Raw genomic sequence first — 16756 nt, 5'->3', positions numbered from 1 at the left:
ATTGCCTTTTAAAAGGCAAAAAAAGCCCCGCGACCGAATGAGACGCAGGGCAAAGGAATTGGTTGGTTGCGGCCAACCAAAGGAGCGCCTTAAACCATCGGGCTAATTGCTGGCGACCGTCTCGGGCTGCCAGCCGCCCCCGAGGGCCTTGTAGATGGCGACGATGCCGCGATACAAATCGACTTCGGCCTGGGCCTGGGTGTCTTCGGCCGCCAGGCGTTCACGCTGGGCGTCGAGCAGCACGAGGAAATCGGCGGTGCCTTCGCGGTAGCGAATCTCGGCGAGATCGGCTGCGGAACGGCTGGACTCGCTCTGGCGAATCAGCGAGATCAGGCGCTGCTGGCGCTTGCCGTAGTCGCTGAAAGCGTTTTCCGACTCTTCCAGGGCCAGCAACACTTGCTGTTCGTAAGTCGCCAGTGCGCCTTCGGCATCGGCGTCGGCGGCGCGCAAACGGGCGCGCACGCTGCCCAGGTCGAACGCCGCCCAGGTGATGCTCGGGCCCAGCGCCCAGGCGTTGGCCGCCGAGGAGCCGATTTGCGAACCGCGCCCGGCGGTGAAACCAAGGAAGCCGCTGAGGCTGACTTGCGGGAACAGGTCGGCCTTGGCCACGCCGATCCGCGCCGTGGCCGACGCCAATTGGCGCTCGGCACTGCGAATGTCCGGCCGGCGTTGCAGCAGTTCACCCGGATCACCGATCGGCAAGGCTTTGGCAATCGCCGGCAAGTCTTTCGGGCTCAGGTCCACGGTCAGCTTGTCCGGACGCTCCCCCAGCAGCGTGGCGATGCGGTTCTTCTCCCGAACCTGTTCGGCCTGCAATTGCGGCACGCTGGCTTCGACCGACGCCAGTCGCGCATCGGCACGTTCCACATCGAGTTGATCGCCGACGCCGGCATCACGCAGGTTGATGGTGATCTTGCGCGACTCCTGCTGGTTCTCCAGGTTGGCCAGGGCGATCTTTTCCCGCAGTTGCGCGCCGCGCAGTTGACCGTAGGCATCCACCAGTTCGGCAATCATGCTCACCTGAAGCTGGTACAGATCGGCTTCAAGCGACTGTTGCTCGGCATTCGCTGATTCCAGGTTGCGCTGGATACGGCCAAACAGGTCGATCTCCCAGGCCATGTCCAGGCCCAGGTCGTAGCGTTCGCTGTTGACCCGGTCGGTGGTCTGGCCAGGAATCTGGCCCTTGCCCAAGTCACTGCTGACACGGCTGGTGACGACCGGCAAGTTGTCGTTACTGATGTCATCGCGGATCGCCCGTGCGGCTTTCCAGCGGGCAAAAGCGACGCGCAGATCACGGTTGCCCTTGAGCGATTGCGTCACCAACTGGTTGAGGGTCGGGTCTTCGAACTGCTGCCACCAGATGCCTTCGAAACGCGAACGGTCAAAGTTCTTCTGGCCGGCGGCGCCATCGGTGGCGGCCGTGATGTTGGCCGCCTCGGTGTTGGGCGTCTGGTAATCCGGACCCACGGCACAGGCACTCAAGGCCAGGACCAGCAGGCTCGGCAGGAAGGCTTTCAAACTCATCAGTGCGACTCCAGCTTCAGGGCGACCTTGGCGGCTTTGCGCGCCTGGCCACGCTCGACAAAGTTACGAATCAATACGTAGAACACTGGCGTCAGCAACAGACCGAAGAAGGTCACCCCGAGCATCCCGGAGAACACCGCCACACCCATGGCGTGACGCATTTCGGCACCGGCACCGCTGGAGAACACCAACGGCACAACCCCCATGATGAACGCGAAGGAGGTCATCAGGATCGGCCGCAGACGCAGACGGCAAGCTTCCAGTACCGCGGCCAGCGGGTTGAGGCCTTCCAGCTGTTTGTCCTTGGCGAACTCGACGATCAGGATCGCGTTCTTGCACGCCAGGCCCACCAGTACGATCAGGCCGATCTGGGTGAAGATGTTGTTGTCACCGCCGGAGGCGATCACACCGGTGATGGCCGACAGCAGGGTCATCGGTACGATCAGGATCACCGCCAGTGGCAGGCTCCAGCTTTCGTACTGCGCCGCCAATACCAGGAACGCCAGCAGGACGCAGAGCGGGAACACGAACAGCGCGGTGTTGCCGGACAGGATCTGCTGGTAGGTCAGGTCGGTCCATTCGTAGGTCATGCCGTTCGGCAGTTCTTCCTTGAGCAGTTTCTCGATGGCTTTTTCGGCCTGGCCGGAGCTGTAGCCGGGGGCTGCCGCACCGTTGATTTCAGCGGTGATGAAGCCGTTGTAGTGCATCACGCGGTCAGGGCCCGAGGTGTCGCTGACCTTGATGAAGGTCGCCAGCGGGATCATCTCGCCTTTGTTGTTACGCACTTTCAATTGGCCGATCTGGTCGGATTCGAGGCGGAACTGCTGTTCGGCCTGAACGTTGACCTGATAGGTGCGCCCGAAACGGTTGAAGTCGTTGGCATACAGCGAACCCAGGTAGATCTGCAGGGTGTCAAAGATGTCGCTGACGGCCACGCCGTGGGTCTTGGCTTTTTCCCGGTCGATGGCGGCATCGACCTGCGGCACGTTCACCGTGTAGCTGGTGAACAGGCCGGCCAGTTCCGGCACGTTGTGGCTCTTGGCGATGATGTTCATGGTTTCCTTGTACAGCTCGTCGTAACCCAGGTTGCCCCGGTCTTCGATCTGCAGGCGGAAACCACCAATGGTGCCCAGGCCTTGCACTGGCGGCGGCGGGAAGATCGCCATGTAGGCTTCCTGGATGTTCGCATACTGGCCGTTCAAGGCACCGGCAATCGCACCGGCGGACATGCTCGGGTCTTTACGCTCGTCGAACGGTTTGAGGGTCACGAACACGATGCCGGCGTTCGGGCTGTTGGTGAAACCGTTGATCGACAGGCCAGGGAAGGCCACCGCGCTTTCCACGCCAGGCTGTTTCAGGGCCAGGTCGGACATGCGCTTGATCACGTCTTCGGTACGGTCCAGGCTTGAGGCGTCCGGCAATTGCGCGAAGGCCACCAGGTATTGCTTGTCCTGGCCGGGTACGAAACCGGTCGGGGTGCTGGAGAAGCCGAAAAAGGTCAGGACCATCAGACCGGCGTACAGCAGCAGGGCGATGCCGCTTGAACGGATCACACGGGCAACGGTGCCGACGTAACCATGGCTGGCCTTCTCAAAGAAACGGTTGAACGGACGGAACAACCAGCCGCCAAACATCTTGTCCAGCACCCTGGAGAAACGGTCTTTCGGTGCGTCATGGCCCTTGAGCAACACAGCAGCCAGTGCCGGCGACAGCGTCAGGGAGTTGAAGGCCGAGATCACCGTGGAAATCGCAATGGTCAGGGCGAACTGCTTGTAGAACTGCCCGGTCAGCCCGGAGATGAACGCAGCAGGAACGAACACCGCACACAGCACCAGCGCCGTGGCAATGATGGGACCGGTCACTTCACGCATGGCGCGCTTGGTGGCTTCAATCGGGGTCAATCCGAGCTCGATGTTCCGCTCGACGTTCTCCACCACCACGATGGCGTCGTCGACCACGATACCGATGGCCAGTACCAGGCCGAACAGCGACAGGGCGTTGAGCGAGAAGCCGAACAGGTGCATCACGGCAAAGGTACCGATCAGCGAAACCGGCACAGCCACCAGTGGAATGATCGAGGCGCGCCAGGTCTGCAGGAACAGGATCACCACCAGCACCACGAGGATCAGTGCTTCGAAGAGGGTGTGAACCACCGCCTCGATCGAGCCGCGCACGAAGATCGTCGGGTCATAGACGATGCTGAAGTCCATGCCTTCGGGGAAGCTCTTCTTCAGCTCGGCCATTTTCGCCCGGACTTCGTTGGAGATCTCGATGGCGTTGGAACCCGGGCGCTGGAAGATCGGGATCGCCACCGCCGGCTGATTGTTCAGCAGCGAACGCAGGGCGTACTGGCTGGAACCCAGCTCGACGCGAGCGATGTCCTTGAGGCGAGTGATTTCACCGTTGTCGCCAGAGCGAATGATGATGTTCTCGAACTCTTCCTCACTGACCAGGCGGCCCTGAGTGTTGACCGACAGCTGGAAGCTTTGGGCATTCGGGGCAGGGGGCGCGCCCAATGCACCGGCGGCCACCTGGCGGTTCTGTTCACGAATGGCGGTGACAACATCAGTGGCGGTCAGGTTGCGCGAAGCGGTCTTGTTCGGGTCGAGCCAGACACGCAGCGAGTAGTCGCCCATGCCGAACAGTTGCACGTCGCCGACACCGCCCAGCCGCGCCAGCTCATCCTTGATGTTGAGGATCGCGTAGTTGGACAGGTAGAGCATGTCGTAGCGTTTGTCCGGCGAGGTCAGGTGCACCACCATCGTCAGGTCCGGCGATGCCTTGTCCACGGTGATACCGATGCGCGTCACTTCCTCGGGAAGTTTCGGCTCGGTCCGGGTCACGCGGTTCTGCACCTGCACCTGCGCGTTGTCCAGGTCGGTACCCAGGGCAAAGGTGATGGTCAGGGTGATCTTGCCATCGGCGGTCGACTGCGAGGACATGTACAGCATGTTCTCGACGCCGGTGATGGCCTGCTCCAGGGGAGCGGCCACGGTTTCACCGATGACTTTCGGGTTGGCACCGGGGAAGTTGGCGCGCACCACCACGGTCGGCGGCACGACTTCCGGGTATTCGCTGATCGGCAACTGGAACAGCGAGATCGCACCGGCGATCAGAATCAGCAGCGACAGCACCGCTGCAAAGATCGGCCGTGAAATGAAGAATTGGGAAAAATTCATCGTAAAAATCCCTTAACCGCGTGGGGTCGTGGCAGCCAGTTTCACAACCGTGCCCGGCGCGACCTTGGCAGGCGCGACTTGGGGCAGGTTGCTGGCTTCCAGCGCTTGGCGTTGTTGTGCGAGTGCCGCTAGGGTTTGTTCGCTGGCCATCGGAATCACTTCAGGGGTGACCGGTGAGCCGGGACGTACCCGTTGCAGGCCCTTGACGATGATGGTGTCGTCCTTGTTCAGGCCACTGCGCACGATGCGCAAACCTTCGATCTTCGGCCCCAGTTCCACCGCGCGGTAGGCGGTCTTGTTGTCGCCGTCCATCACGATCACGAACTTCTTGCCCAGGTCGGTACCCACCGCTTCATCGTTGATCAGCATGGCGCTGTAGGTGCCGCTGCCCACCAGTTTCAGGCGTGCATACAGGCCCGGGGTGTAGCTGCCATCGCTGTTGTCGAACACGGCGCGACCACGGATGGTGCCGGTCTTCGGGTTGACCTGGTTGTCGACGAAGTTCATCACGCCCTGGTGCGGGTTGCCGTCCTCGTTGGACAGGCCCATGTACACCGGGGTGGTGGCGCCGCGTTTGCCCTGGCGAGCGAGCTCGGTGTACTTGAGGAACACACGCTCGTCCGCGTCGAAGTAGGCATAGACCTTGTCGGTGGAGACCACGCTGGTCAACGGCGTGGTGTCGGCGGTCACCAGGTTGCCGGCGGTGATTTCCGCACGGCTGACGCGGCCGCTGATCGGTGCGGTGACGCGGGTGAAGCTCAGGTTGAGCTTGGCCAGGTCGAGCTGTGCCTGAAGCGCACCGACTGCGGCGCGTGCTTCCTGGGCGGCGCTGGTGCGCGAATCGGCCAGCTCGGCGGAAATGGCGTTGCTGATGCGCAGGCGTTCACCGCGCTGGGCTTCGTTTTCGCTACGGGTGGCATTGGCGCGCGATTGTGCAACCAGGGCTTCGAGGCGGCGGACCTCAGCCTGGAACGGACGCGGGTCGATCTGGAACAGCAGGTCGCCTTTCTTGACCAGGGCGCCTTCAGTGAATGCCACTTCATCGATCTGGCCGGAGACCCGTGGACGAATCTCGACCGTTTCCGGCGCTTCCAGGCGCCCGGTGAATTCGTCCCACTCGTTGACCGGTTGTTCCAGCACCTTGGCCACGCTGACCTTGGCTGCTGGCATCGTGGCGGCGGTTTCCGGGGCCTTGCCGCAAGCGCTGATCACCACGACGGCCAACAAAGCCAACGGGAAGCGCAAATGTTTGAATGACTGTTCCATGGATGCATCCGCCAATGTATTGAGATTGGCGAATGATGCGCGGCGGGTTTGTATCTCACGAATCGAATGGGGCGAAGGTAACTATCATTCGGAATGATATAAGGCCCGAGCCAGCCCTCTAGATTGCGCCTTTGATTAATCGGCGATCAATTGGGTTGATGACAATTGTGTGTTGCCTCGTCTGCAAAGATCAGGCTTGGGACCGAGTCGTGCCCTTCGCGAGCAAGCCCGCTCCCACAAGGTACAGTGTGAACCCTGTGGGAGCGGGCTTGCTCGCGAAGAGGCCAGCAGCCTTCTACACAATCAGGATCAGGGACCCGTCATCAGCCATTGATTTAACAGGGTCCAACGGCCTGCACTGTGCCAATTTCGTCACCGCCACGGCCCAAACCCATCAAGCCATGACGCCTCGGATAGACCACCCTGACCGGTCTGCCCAAGGAGATGACCATGATCCGACTGACCCTGATCGAAGCTCGTGAGTTGGCTGAATCGATCTTGTTGCACAACGGTTTTAATCTGGCCCATGCACAAGCGGTGGCGGCGACGGTGGTTGTTGGCGAACGTGATGGCTGTGCCTCCCACGGTTTGTACCGGATTCTGGGGTGTGTGAATTCCCTGCGCGCCGGCAAGGTGTCAGCCGATGCCGAGCCACAGGTGATCGACCAGGCGCCATCGATTGTGCGGGTGGAAGCTGGCGGTGGGTTTTCGCAGTTGGCGTTTCAGGCGGGGTTGCCGTTGCTGGCGCAGAAAACCCGGGCCAACGGCATAGCGGCGTTGGCAATCAACCGCTGTGTCCATTTCTCGGCGCTGTGGGTGGAGATCGAGCAGCTGACGGCTGCCGGCCTGGTGGCGCTGGCGTGTAATCCGAGCCACGCCTGGGTGGCGCCGGCTGGAGGACGACTGCCGGTGTTCGGCACCAATCCCATTGCCTTCGGATGGCCGCGTGCGGGGCAAGAGCCGTTTGTGTTCGACTTCGCCACCAGCGCGATTGCCCGGGGTGATATCGAACTGCACCGGCGTGCCGGCAAGGCGATTCCCGAAGGTTGGGGCGTGGACGCCCAAGGCCAGCCGAGCACCGACGCCAACGTGGTGCTTGATAGCGGCGCGATGCTGACGTTCGGCGGGCACAAGGGTTCGGCGCTGGCGGCCATGGTGGAGTTGATTGCCGGGCCGCTGATCGGTGACCTGACCAGCGCCGAGTCGTTGGCTTACGACGGGGGCAGCAAGTCGTCGCCGTACCATGGCGAGTTGATCATCGCCCTTGACCCTCGGCGCTTTCTGGGGGACGCCACTGAAGAGCATTTGGCCCGGGCCGAAACGTTGTTCCAGGGCATTGAAGGGCAGGGCGCACGCTTACCGTCGCAGCGACGATACGCGGCGCGGGCACGCAGCCTGGTGGAAGGCGTGCAAATTCCCGAGGCGCTGTACAACGACCTGACAGCACTGCTGGCTTGAATGGAATGGGTGCGCCCACTCCTGTGGGAGCGAGCTTGCTCGCGATGACGGCAGCACATTCAACATCAATGTTGGCTGACAGTCCGCTATCGCGAGCAGGCTCGCTCCCACAGGGGGTCGTGTTGTTAAACCGGCTCGCGTTGGCTGCTGCCATCCACCAGCCGTGCAATCCCCAGCGGGTTGGCGTTTTTCAAGGCGTCGGGTAGCAAGGCGTCCGGGCAGTTCTGGTAGCACACCGGACGCAGGAATCGATCGATGGCCAGGCTGCCAACCGACGTGCCACGGGCGTCGGAGGTTGCAGGGTAAGGCCCGCCATGGACCATGGCATCGCAGACTTCGACCCCGGTGGGGTAACCGTTGAACAGTACCCGGCCGACTTTTTGTTCCAGCAGTATCAGCACGTCCCCATGGGTCTGAAGATCCGATGCTTCGCCAATCAATGTCGCGGTCAGTTGCCCGTGCAAGCCGTTCAACGCCTGCCGCAGCTCAACCTTGTCCGCCACTTCAACGACAAGGGTGGTCGGCCCGAACACTTCTTCCTGTAACAGCGGATCCCCATTGAGCAGCAGGCTGACGTCGGCCTTGAACAGTTGCGGCCATGCCTGATGTCCCTGCTGGTCGTGGCCCGCCAGGTGCTTCACGCCCGGATGCTCGAGCAAGGCCCGCACCCCTTTTTCATAGCTGCCGAGGGTGCCAGCATTGAGCATGGTTTGCGCCGGTTGTTCGGCCATCAGGTTGCCTAGCCGCGCAGTGAACGCCGTCCATTCAGGGGTGCGAATACCAATGACCAACCCCGGATTGGTGCAGAACTGCCCGCAACCCTGGACCACCGATGCCACCAGCTCACCGGCGATTTTCTCGCCCCGCGCGCGCAAGGCTTCGGGCAATACCAACACTGGATTGATGCTGCTCATCTCGGCGAACACCGGGATGGGTTGTTGCCGTGCTGCGGCCATGTCGCAAAGGGCACGGCCACCTTTGAGTGAGCCGGTGAAACCGACGGCCTGAATCGCCGGGTGCTTGACCAGCGCTTCACCGACACCCGCGCCGTAGATCATGTTGAACACACCCTTGGGCATGTCGGTCTGCTCGGCGGCGCGCAGAATCGCATTGGCCACGCATTCGGCGGTTGCCATGTGCCCGCTGTGGGCCTTGAACACCACCGGGCAACCGGCGGCCAGGGCTGCTGCGGTATCGCCGCCAGCAGTCGAAAAGGCCAACGGAAAATTGCTGGCGCCGAACACTGCCACCGGGCCGACGCCGATCCGGTACTGGCGCAGGTCAACCCGTGGCAGCGGCTGACGCTCCGGCAGGGCGCGGTCGATGCGCGCGCTGTAGAAATCGCCCCGACGCAGGACCTGAGCGAACAGACGCATCTGGCCGCTGGTGCGGCCGCGCTCGCCCTGAATCCGGGCGCTGGGCAGGGCGGTCTCGCGGGTCACCAGGGCAACGAACTCGTCATCCAGGGCATCCAGTTGCGCGGCGATGGCTTCAAGGAATTGCGCCCGGCGCGTCGCCGGCAAATTACGAAAGACTGGATAGGCGGCCGCAGCGGCCTGGACGGCCGCGTCGACTTCTTGCGCGGTGGCTTGCACGAAAGAGTAGGGCAGTGCTTCGCCGGTGCTGGCGTCATGGCTGCTCAGGATGATGTCGCCGACGGCGCTGCGCGCTCCGCCGATATAGTTGTGGCCAAGGATCTCAGGCATCAAAAAAGCTCCTGTCGAAAAATGGGGTAGCAACACAAAACCTCTGTGGGAGCGGGCTTGCTCCGGGCGGCGTTCCGACGAATAACGCAAGGACAACGCTTCCATTCAGACAACACGCGTTATCGTTGACGTCCATCGCGAGCAAGCTCGCTCCTACGCCAGAGAGTCGGCCCGGCGTGGGCCAGTTGAGGCTGGGTCCAGCGCAGCAACCCGCGCCGCCGACTCGGCATCCACCTGGCGCAATGACTTGCCACGGGTCTCGCGGGTCAGGCCGACAGCCACCACGGAAATCAGCGCGGCGCCCACCAGATACCAGGCGATCGGAGTCGAGCTGTGGTACTTGTTGAGCAAGGTGATGGCGATCAGCGGTGCCAGGGAACCGGCGAAAATCGGCGCCACCTGGTAGCACAGGGACAGAGCGGTGTAGCGTACGTGGGTCGGGAACAGTTCAGCCATCAGCGCCGAGTAAGGTGCATAAGTCATCGACTCGATGGCCAGGCCCAGGGTGATGGCGGCCATGATCAGCCAGTTGTTGCCGGTGTCCATCATCGGGAAACCGATGAAACCCCAGAACGCTGTGAGCACCGCGCCGGTCAGGTACACCGGCTTGCGCCCGATGATGTCCGACAGATAGCCCATCAGGGGAATCAGGAAAAAGTGCACCAGGTGCGCGCCGAACATCAGCAGCAGAATTTGCGAAGTGTCCTTGTGCACCACCAGTTTCAGATAGGTAATCGAGAACGTCACTACGGTGTAGTAGAGGATGTTCTCGGCAAAGCGAGCGCCGATTCCCACCAGCACCGAACGCCAGTGATGACGCAGTACTTCCACCACACCGAGCTGTTGCTGTTTGGTCTGGGCCTGACGGGCCTGGGCTTCCTTGAAGATCGGCGCGTCATCGACGCTGGTGCGAATCCAGTAACCGATCAACACCACTACCGCCGAGAACCAGAACGCCACGCGCCAGCCCCAGGCAAGGAACTGTTGCTCTGACAGGTTCGACGACAACAGCAGCAGGGCGAGCGTGGCCACCAGGTTGCCGGCCGGCACCCCGGCTTGCGGCCAACTGGCCCAGAAGCCCCGACGATTGTCCGGGCAGTGTTCAGACACCAGCAGAATCGCGCCGCCCCATTCGCCACCGAAAGCGAAGCCCTGGATCAACCGCAACAGCACCAGTAGCACTGGCGCTGCGTAACCGATCTGGTCGAAGCCAGGCAGGCAACCCATCAGGAAGGTGGTGATGCCGACCACTACCAGGCTCAGTTGCAGCAGGCGTTTGCGGCCGAATTTGTCACCGTAGTGACCGAATACCAAGCCGCCTAACGGCCGGGCGAGAAAGCCGACCGCGTACAAGGCGAAGGCGGCAATGATGCCGTCGATGGGGCTGTCGGTCTGGCGGAAGAACAGCTTGCCAAAAACCAATGCCGAGGCGGTGCCGTAGAGAAAGAATTCATACCATTCGGCGACGGTGCCCGCCATGGCGGCGGCCACCACGCGTTTGAGTCCCGAGGGTGTGGTTGCGCTTTGCGTGTGTTGAGGATTCGACATGCTGACGTACCTTGTTGAAACGCAAAAAACGGGCAGCCGGGCGGGGCCAGTAAAGACCCGCCCGGCAATCACTCAGAGACCGACGTCCGGCAGTTCCGGGCGGTTGGCCAGCGCCTTGGCCATGATCTGCTCGACGAATACGCGGTCGGCTTCCGGCAGGGCCAGGCGTGGCGGACGGGTCAAGGCGCTGCCGCGACCGGCAATGGCTTCACACAGTTTGATGCACTGCACCAGGTCGGCACGGGCATCGAGGTGCAGGATCGGCATCAGCCATTCGTAGATCGGCATGGCTTCGGCGAAACGACCGGCCTTGGCCAGGCGGAAGATGGTTTCGCCTTCTTTCGGGAACACGTTGGACATGCCCGAGACCCAACCTTCGGCACCCACGGCGATGCTTTCCAGCACCACGTCGTCGAGGCCGGCGAACAACACGAAACGGTCACCGACTTCGTTGCGCACGTCGATGAAGCGGCGGGTGTCGCCGGAAGAATCCTTGAAACACACCACGTTGTCGCAGTCGGCCAGGGAAATCAGGATGTCCGGGGTGACGTCGTTCTTATAGATAGGCGGGTTGTTGTAGACCATCAGCGGCACGTCGGCGTTTTTCGCCACGTAGCGGTAATGCTCGGCGGTCTCGAACGGCTTGGAACCGTAGACCAGCGCCGGCATCAGCATCACGCCATCGACGCCGACCCGGCGTACGGCATTGGCGACCTTGGCCGCTTGTAGGCTGGTGAACTCGGCCACGCCGCAAATTACCGGTACGCGACCACGGGCGGCATCGACAGCGACCTCTGTCACGGCGATTTTCTCTTCGGCGGTCAGCGAGGTGTTTTCACCCACCGAGCCGCAGACCACCAGGCCCGACACGCCGTCGCGGATCACGTTGGAAATCACCTGATGGGTTTTTTCCAGGTTGATGGAGAAGTCATCGTTGAATTGAGTGGTCACCGCTGGGAAGACGCCACTCCAGTTAATGCGCTTGCTCATTGTTACCTCCGGTTCGTTAATTGTATTTCGTATACGATATTTAAAATGACAATGCTCGGCTAGTGCTTTTTTTGGTTTTTCAGGGGTTTTTACTGGCCGTTGGTCTGGGGGGCAGGGATTGCGTGATCAGGCGCCGGGCCAGGTGTCGGACAGGCGATAGCCTTGTGGCCACGGATCGCTTGGGTCGAGCAGCAATTGATGGGTGCCGGTGATCCACGCCCGGCCGGAAATGCACGGGTAAATCGCGGCGCGGCCGGCAACTTCGGTCAGCGAATCAATGCGGCAGTGGAACTCCGAACCGATAATCGAACGGCCGACAAAGCGCTCGCCAACCTGCATCAAGCCTTTGGCCTGCAACACCGCCATGCGCGCCGAGCAACCCGTACCGGTGGGGGAACGGTCGATCTTGCCCGGTTGAATCACCACCGCATTGGCGCCGGTGGCGATGCCGTTCTCATGGACGATGGGCGCGGCGATCTGGCAGAAGGAAATGTGCGACCACTCGGGATTCAGCGGATGCACGAAGCCCAGTTGTTCGTTGGCCGCTCGAGTGATTTTCAGCCCGACTGCGACCAGATCGGCCGCTTCATCCGGGCGGATGGAGAAACCCAGGCCTTGGGCATCGGCAATCACAAAACTGTCGCCACCATAAGCGGTGTCAACCTTCAGCGAGCCGATGCCTTCGACTTCAATCCAGGCATCCAGGCGATCAGCGAAGGACGGCACGTTTTTCACTTCCACCCGTTGCACCTTGCCATCGCGGCAGTCGGCCAGGGCTTCGATCAGGCCGCCGGGCGCTTCCAGCACCAGGCGGGTTTGCGGCTCGGTCATGGGCAGGATGCCGCTGTCGAGCAATACGGTGGCGACGCACAACGAGTTGGAGCCGGACATCGGCGGGGTGTCCGCCGGTTCCATGATGATCCAGGCCATCTGCGCCCGTGGGTCCTTGGCCGGGACCAGCAGGTTGACGTGGCGGAACACGCCGCCGCGGGGTTCGTTGAGGACGAAGTTGCGCAGGGTTTCGTCCCGGGCGATCCAGCGCGACTGTTCCCACACGGTGGCGCCGGGCGGCGGGGCGACACCGCCCACGATCACGTCGCCGACTTCGCCTTCGGCGTGGCAGCTGACTACATGAATGACTTTTGATGAACGCATGGCTTGCTCCTTGTTTTGTCTGTTAGGGCCCTTTCGCGAGCAAGCCCGCTCCCACACTGATTTTGTGTACACCATTAAACCCTGTGGGAGCGGGCTTGCTCGCGAAGGGGCCATCCGCTACTTCACTGATTTCAGGAAGGCCGCAGTCTCCGCATGCACCGGATTGCCGATCACCTGATCCGGCGAACCAATCTCATGCACCAGGCCATTGCGGAAGAACGCCACACGGTCGGACACGTCCCGGGCAAAGCGGATTTCGTGGGTCACCAACACCATGGTCATGCCGTCTTCGGCGAGCATGCGCATGGTGTCCAGCACTTCACCGACCAACTGCGGGTCGAGGGCCGAGGTGGCTTCGTCAAACAGCATGTAGTCCGGTGACATGGCCAGGGCGCGGGCGATGGCCATGCGTTGTTGCTGTCCACCGGACAGCTTGCCAGGGAAAGTCTTGAGCTTGTCGCCCAGGCCGACGTGGGTCAGTTGCTTCACCGCCAGTTCTTCAGCCTCAGCCTTGCTTTTGCCCAGCACTTTGCGCGGCGCGAGCATGACGTTTTCCAGCACCGTCAGGTGCGGGAAGGCATTCCATTGCTGGAACACAATGCCGATTTTCTGCCGCAGGCGATTGAGGTCGGTGGCGCTGTGATGGACCTCGACGCCGTCAACGCGAATGTTGCCTTTCTGGATCGGTTCCAGGCCGTTGATGCACATCAGCAAGGTCGATTTGCCGGAGCCGGAGCCGCCGATGATCGACACCACTTCGCCCTTGTTCACCGTCAGGTTGACGCCCTTGACCACTTCGAGGTTGCCGAAGGATTTATGTACGTTGTCGATCTCAATCATTTTCTTGCCACCTTCTTTCCAGACGAGCGCCCAGGCGTGCGACCACCAGGCTCATGACGTAGTAGATAAGGCCCGCGATGCACAGCACCAGCAACGGTTCTTGGATGCGGGTGACGATGGTTTGCGAGGCGCGCAGCAGTTCGACGATGCCGATCCACATCACCAGCGCGGTGTCTTTCATGACACCGAGCACCAGGTTCAGCCAGCCGGGGAACGCTACCCGGGTGGCCATCGGCAGGACGATCCAGCGCAAGTCCTGCAAGAAGCTCAGCCCCAGCGAACGGCTGGCCCGGCGCACGGTGAACGGCACCGCCAGCACGCCGGCCCGCACGATCTCGGTGAAGTACGCCGCAGCGTAAACCCCCAACACAATGCAGCCGACGCTGAAGGCGCTGATGTTCAGGCCGATGATGCTTTTGAGTGAGTTGAACAGTACGAACTGGATCAGCAACGGCACGCTGCGAAACACGTCCAGCACCCAGGCCAACGGCAGGCTGGCCCGTGGCAACAAGGCCCGCAGCAGGCCGAATAACAACCCGGCCAAGGAACCGAGAATGATCGACCAGAACGTCAGTTGCATCGTGACCCACGCACCGTTGAGCAGGAACATCAGGTCATTCGAGGAAAAATCGGTGGAAAACATGGACAGCTCCTCAGTAACGGAACAACCGCCAGGCCATCAGCCGGGCTGCCGCGACGATCGCCTTGGCAATCAAGTAATACAGCACCGCTGCGATGGCGAAATACTCGAAGGTGCGGAAGGTTTTGACGTTGTATTCCTGGGTCACACCGGTCAGATCATTGTTTAGTCCGACGATCACCCCCAGCGACGTCATCAACACCGCCCAGACCATCTGATTGGTCAGCGGGTAGAACACGATCCGCAGCAGTTGCGGGACGATGATCATGCGGTAGGCCTGGAAGGCACTCATGCCGAGGGAACGCGCCGCACGCACCTGCGTGTCAGGTACGGCCTTGAGGCCGCCGCGAAAGTTCTCCGCCAGATACCCGGCATTGTTGAAGGTGATCCCGGCCAGCAGGGCGAACCAGGAACTGACGTGCAGGTTCAGCGAGCCGAGGCCAAAGTAGAGGATGTAGATCTGGAACAGCGACGGGGTGTTGCGGGCAATCGATACCCAACCGTTGCCGAACCCGCGCAGTAACGGGTGTTTGGCCTCGCGCATCACTGTCAGGGCCAGGGCGATCAGCACGCCGAAGATCATCGACAGCGCGGCGGTTTCGAAGGTGACGATGGCACCGGCAAGCATGTCCGGCAGGGCGCGCAGGGCGGAACGCCATTGGAAGCTGTAGTCAAACATGCGCAGGGCTCTCCAGTAGGGCAGCAGGTTGTAGCCAGGCCGGCAAACGTCCGCTGGCCGTTGCGGTGCAGGCCGCGTCGACGCATTCGGCAAGGCTGGCGAAGTGCACCTTGCGGCCGACCAGGCCCGGTGCGTAGTGGGCGTATTTGCCCGAGTTGGTCATCAGGTTTTCAGCCGCCAGGGGGATTACGGGTTCGCCGAGCATGCACCAGCAGGTGTCGGTGACCAGGGTCGCGCCAAACGCTTGGATCACGGCGATGTGCCCGGCCTCACGGGCCTGCTCCAACACGGCACGGCCGCAGGTGATGGCAAGCACCACATCCGGGTGTCTTTGTCGTCCCCGGCACAGTCGCGCCAGGTGAGCGAACTCGCTGAGGGAAAAGTGCGGGTTACCCAGCGACACCACATCCACCCGGTTATCGCGAGCACTGTTGAGTTCGCGCCAACTGCGCAGCAGGTCCTTCAGGGGGATTTTTTCCACGGCGATGGAAGTGTCCGCATCCAGCACCCGCGCCGGGTCAATGGCCTCCGGCGTGACCCCGGCGATGTGGAACAGTGGCGCCGCAGAGGTGGTGGCGAAGGCCGCGCCAAAGGCTTTGAGGTCGTCCAGGCTCGGCTTGCGTTTTTCCAGTCCCAGCACCAGCGGCACGCGACTGCCGGCCAGGGCACCAATGTGGTAACCCAGCAGCGGGTAGAAGGCATCGTCCAGTTCACCGAGGGCAGGCATCTCGATCTGCAACCGAGCCTTGCGTTGCGCGTCCAGGTGGCAGCCGATCAGCGGGGCACGACCGCTGAGGGCGATGCAGATGTCCAGGTAATCCGGGTATTTGAGGGTGCGTGCACCGAGCACGCTGTTGGCGTAGACCACGGCGTTAGATTCCGCCCAGACGATTTGCTCGCCAGCCTTCGGTGCAGTGTCGAGCAGGTAGGGCGCGCAGGTGAAACTGAGCTGTGCGCCCATCGCCATATAGGCATCGCCCAAGGCACTGGCCGGTTCACCCAGTGCCGGGTCGATACCCAGTTCACGCCAACGGCGCTGGTCGACGGAAATTGAATTGAGCGTGGTGGGCACTCGCACTTTTGCTCCCCATTGCACCAGCTGCCGGGCAAAGCGCAGGCTCGCAGGTCCCGTGTAAATGCAGCCGTCGATGTGTGCTTGAGTGACATCCACCAACTGGTCGGCACCCTGCAGTTCGGCCATACGCAGGACGATCTGCATGGCCATTTGCGCGGCCTTGCCATGCCGGCCATCGAGCAGCGCCCGATCGTGCTCGGTGAGCCTGATCGAGGCGATGCTGTCAGTGTCTGGTAATGGGCTGTCGAGCGCCTGCCAGGCGTCGCCCGGCAGGTGATCGAACAGGCTCAGCGTTGTGTTTTCGACCCGGGCGAAGGCCTGGCCGCGCAAGGCGGCGAAGGCCTCCCGACCGATGCACAGCACCGGCAGGGAACGGGCAAAAATGGTCTGCGCCACCAGCACGCCCAAGGTCAGGATCTCGTCGGCTTCGGCCAGCACCAATGCCGCCGGTGCATGGCCGTTGCTGATCAGTTCCATCAACACACTGCTGCCGGTGCACGAGCCGCGACCGCTGGGAATCGCCAGCACGCGGTCGGCCAGGTGTTGGCCGCTGAGCGGGTGATGGCGGTCGATGACTTCACCCGTGCAGGGATCGACTCCGCCCCAGAAACTCAAGCCGACATCGGCGAACAGCAGGGCGCCTTGCGCAGCACCCGCCACCAGGCTGCGCCCGGTCAGAGACATTGGCCCAGGCAT

Annotated in this window: 12 protein-coding genes; 1 reads left to right on the top strand and 11 read right to left on the bottom strand. The window is 62.1% G+C overall.

The genetic code is table 11. The features are described 5' to 3' along the window. Positions 1-102: 102 nt before the first annotated feature. From AC3WN7_RS11045 to mexE, 3 genes are read right to left on the bottom strand one after another with little or no spacing between them, the layout of a single operon-like run. The gene (locus AC3WN7_RS11045) at positions 103-1524 is read right to left on the bottom strand and encodes an efflux transporter outer membrane subunit (protein WP_102673809.1); all 1422 of its coding nucleotides are present in this window, start codon (positions 1522-1524) and stop codon (positions 103-105) included. After that, positions 1524-4703, bottom strand: coding sequence for an efflux RND transporter permease subunit (locus tag AC3WN7_RS11040; RefSeq protein ID WP_095966731.1), 3180 nt, complete (start codon positions 4701-4703; stop codon positions 1524-1526). The genes AC3WN7_RS11045 and AC3WN7_RS11040 overlap by 1 nt, the downstream gene beginning before the upstream one ends. 12 nt (positions 4704-4715) lie before the next feature. Then, on the bottom strand, positions 4716-5969 hold the full coding sequence (mexE, locus tag AC3WN7_RS11035) for a multidrug efflux RND transporter periplasmic adaptor subunit MexE (RefSeq protein ID WP_102673810.1): 1254 nt from the start codon (positions 5967-5969) through the stop codon (positions 4716-4718). A 450-nt stretch (positions 5970-6419) separates the two neighbouring features. On the opposite strand from mexE, the gene AC3WN7_RS11030 reads away from it, so the two are divergent. Continuing rightward, positions 6420-7427 (top strand): Ldh family oxidoreductase, encoded by a 1008-nt coding sequence (locus AC3WN7_RS11030; protein ID WP_102673812.1) that lies wholly within the window; start codon positions 6420-6422, stop codon positions 7425-7427. A gap of 125 nt (positions 7428-7552) precedes the next feature. Here AC3WN7_RS11030 and AC3WN7_RS11025 read toward each other — a convergent pair whose 3' ends face one another. The 8 genes from AC3WN7_RS11025 to lhpI all read right to left on the bottom strand — a co-directional run bounded on the left by AC3WN7_RS11025 (position 7553) and on the right by lhpI (position 16756). Continuing rightward, a complete protein-coding gene (locus AC3WN7_RS11025; protein WP_102673813.1) occupies positions 7553-9133 on the bottom strand; it encodes an aldehyde dehydrogenase (NADP(+)) in 1581 nt (526 codons plus the stop codon). 153 nt (positions 9134-9286) lie between these two features. Then, complete coding sequence (abaF, locus tag AC3WN7_RS11020) at positions 9287-10681, bottom strand: fosfomycin efflux MFS transporter AbaF (RefSeq protein ID WP_102673814.1); 1395 nt, start codon at positions 10679-10681, stop codon at positions 9287-9289. A 72-nt stretch (positions 10682-10753) separates the two neighbouring features. Continuing rightward, the gene (locus AC3WN7_RS11015; RefSeq protein WP_095966736.1) at positions 10754-11671 is read right to left on the bottom strand and encodes a dihydrodipicolinate synthase family protein; all 918 of its coding nucleotides are present in this window, start codon (positions 11669-11671) and stop codon (positions 10754-10756) included. A 126-nt stretch (positions 11672-11797) separates the two neighbouring features. Continuing rightward, positions 11798-12826: a trans-3-hydroxy-L-proline dehydratase gene (locus AC3WN7_RS11010; RefSeq protein WP_102673815.1), complete on the bottom strand. Its 1029-nt coding sequence runs from the start codon at positions 12824-12826 to the stop codon at positions 11798-11800. 117 nt (positions 12827-12943) lie between these two features. Continuing rightward, complete coding sequence (locus AC3WN7_RS11005) at positions 12944-13666, bottom strand: amino acid ABC transporter ATP-binding protein (protein ID WP_047530195.1); 723 nt, start codon at positions 13664-13666, stop codon at positions 12944-12946. After that, the gene (locus AC3WN7_RS11000; RefSeq protein ID WP_095966737.1) at positions 13659-14309 is read right to left on the bottom strand and encodes an amino acid ABC transporter permease; all 651 of its coding nucleotides are present in this window, start codon (positions 14307-14309) and stop codon (positions 13659-13661) included. Before AC3WN7_RS11000 ends, AC3WN7_RS11005 begins: the two co-directional genes overlap by 8 nt. A gap of 10 nt (positions 14310-14319) precedes the next feature. Then, positions 14320-14985 (bottom strand): amino acid ABC transporter permease, encoded by a 666-nt coding sequence (locus AC3WN7_RS10995; protein ID WP_007997725.1) that lies wholly within the window; start codon positions 14983-14985, stop codon positions 14320-14322. Further along, entirely contained in the window at positions 14978-16756 is a 1779-nt protein-coding gene (lhpI, locus tag AC3WN7_RS10990; RefSeq protein ID WP_102673837.1) for a cis-3-hydroxy-L-proline dehydratase, read from the bottom strand. Before lhpI ends, AC3WN7_RS10995 begins: the two co-directional genes overlap by 8 nt.

Source organism: Pseudomonas sp. FW305-70 (assembly GCF_058783925.1).
The sequence above is the reverse complement of the archived record's forward strand: the minus strand, read 5'-3'. Positions and strand labels throughout refer to the sequence as shown.

Coding starts and splice junctions, on each gene's coding strand:
- AC3WN7_RS11045 (WP_102673809.1), bottom strand. CDS start 1,524: ATGAGTTTGAAAGCCTTCCTGCCGAGCCTGCTGGTCCTGGCCTTGAGT.
- AC3WN7_RS11040 (WP_095966731.1), bottom strand. CDS start 4,703: ATGAATTTTTCCCAATTCTTCATTTCACGGCCGATCTTTGCAGCGGTG.
- mexE (WP_102673810.1), bottom strand. CDS start 5,969: ATGGAACAGTCATTCAAACATTTGCGCTTCCCGTTGGCTTTGTTGGCC.
- AC3WN7_RS11030 (WP_102673812.1), top strand. CDS start 6,420: ATGATCCGACTGACCCTGATCGAAGCTCGTGAGTTGGCTGAATCGATC.
- AC3WN7_RS11025 (WP_102673813.1), bottom strand. CDS start 9,133: ATGCCTGAGATCCTTGGCCACAACTATATCGGCGGAGCGCGCAGCGCC.
- abaF (WP_102673814.1), bottom strand. CDS start 10,681: ATGTCGAATCCTCAACACACGCAAAGCGCAACCACACCCTCGGGACTC.
- AC3WN7_RS11015 (WP_095966736.1), bottom strand. CDS start 11,671: ATGAGCAAGCGCATTAACTGGAGTGGCGTCTTCCCAGCGGTGACCACT.
- AC3WN7_RS11010 (WP_102673815.1), bottom strand. CDS start 12,826: ATGCGTTCATCAAAAGTCATTCATGTAGTCAGCTGCCACGCCGAAGGC.
- AC3WN7_RS11005 (WP_047530195.1), bottom strand. CDS start 13,666: ATGATTGAGATCGACAACGTACATAAATCCTTCGGCAACCTCGAAGTG.
- AC3WN7_RS11000 (WP_095966737.1), bottom strand. CDS start 14,309: ATGTTTTCCACCGATTTTTCCTCGAATGACCTGATGTTCCTGCTCAAC.
- AC3WN7_RS10995 (WP_007997725.1), bottom strand. CDS start 14,985: ATGTTTGACTACAGCTTCCAATGGCGTTCCGCCCTGCGCGCCCTGCCG.
- lhpI (WP_102673837.1), bottom strand. CDS start 16,756: ATGCCTGGGCCAATGTCTCTGACCGGGCGCAGCCTGGTGGCGGGTGCT.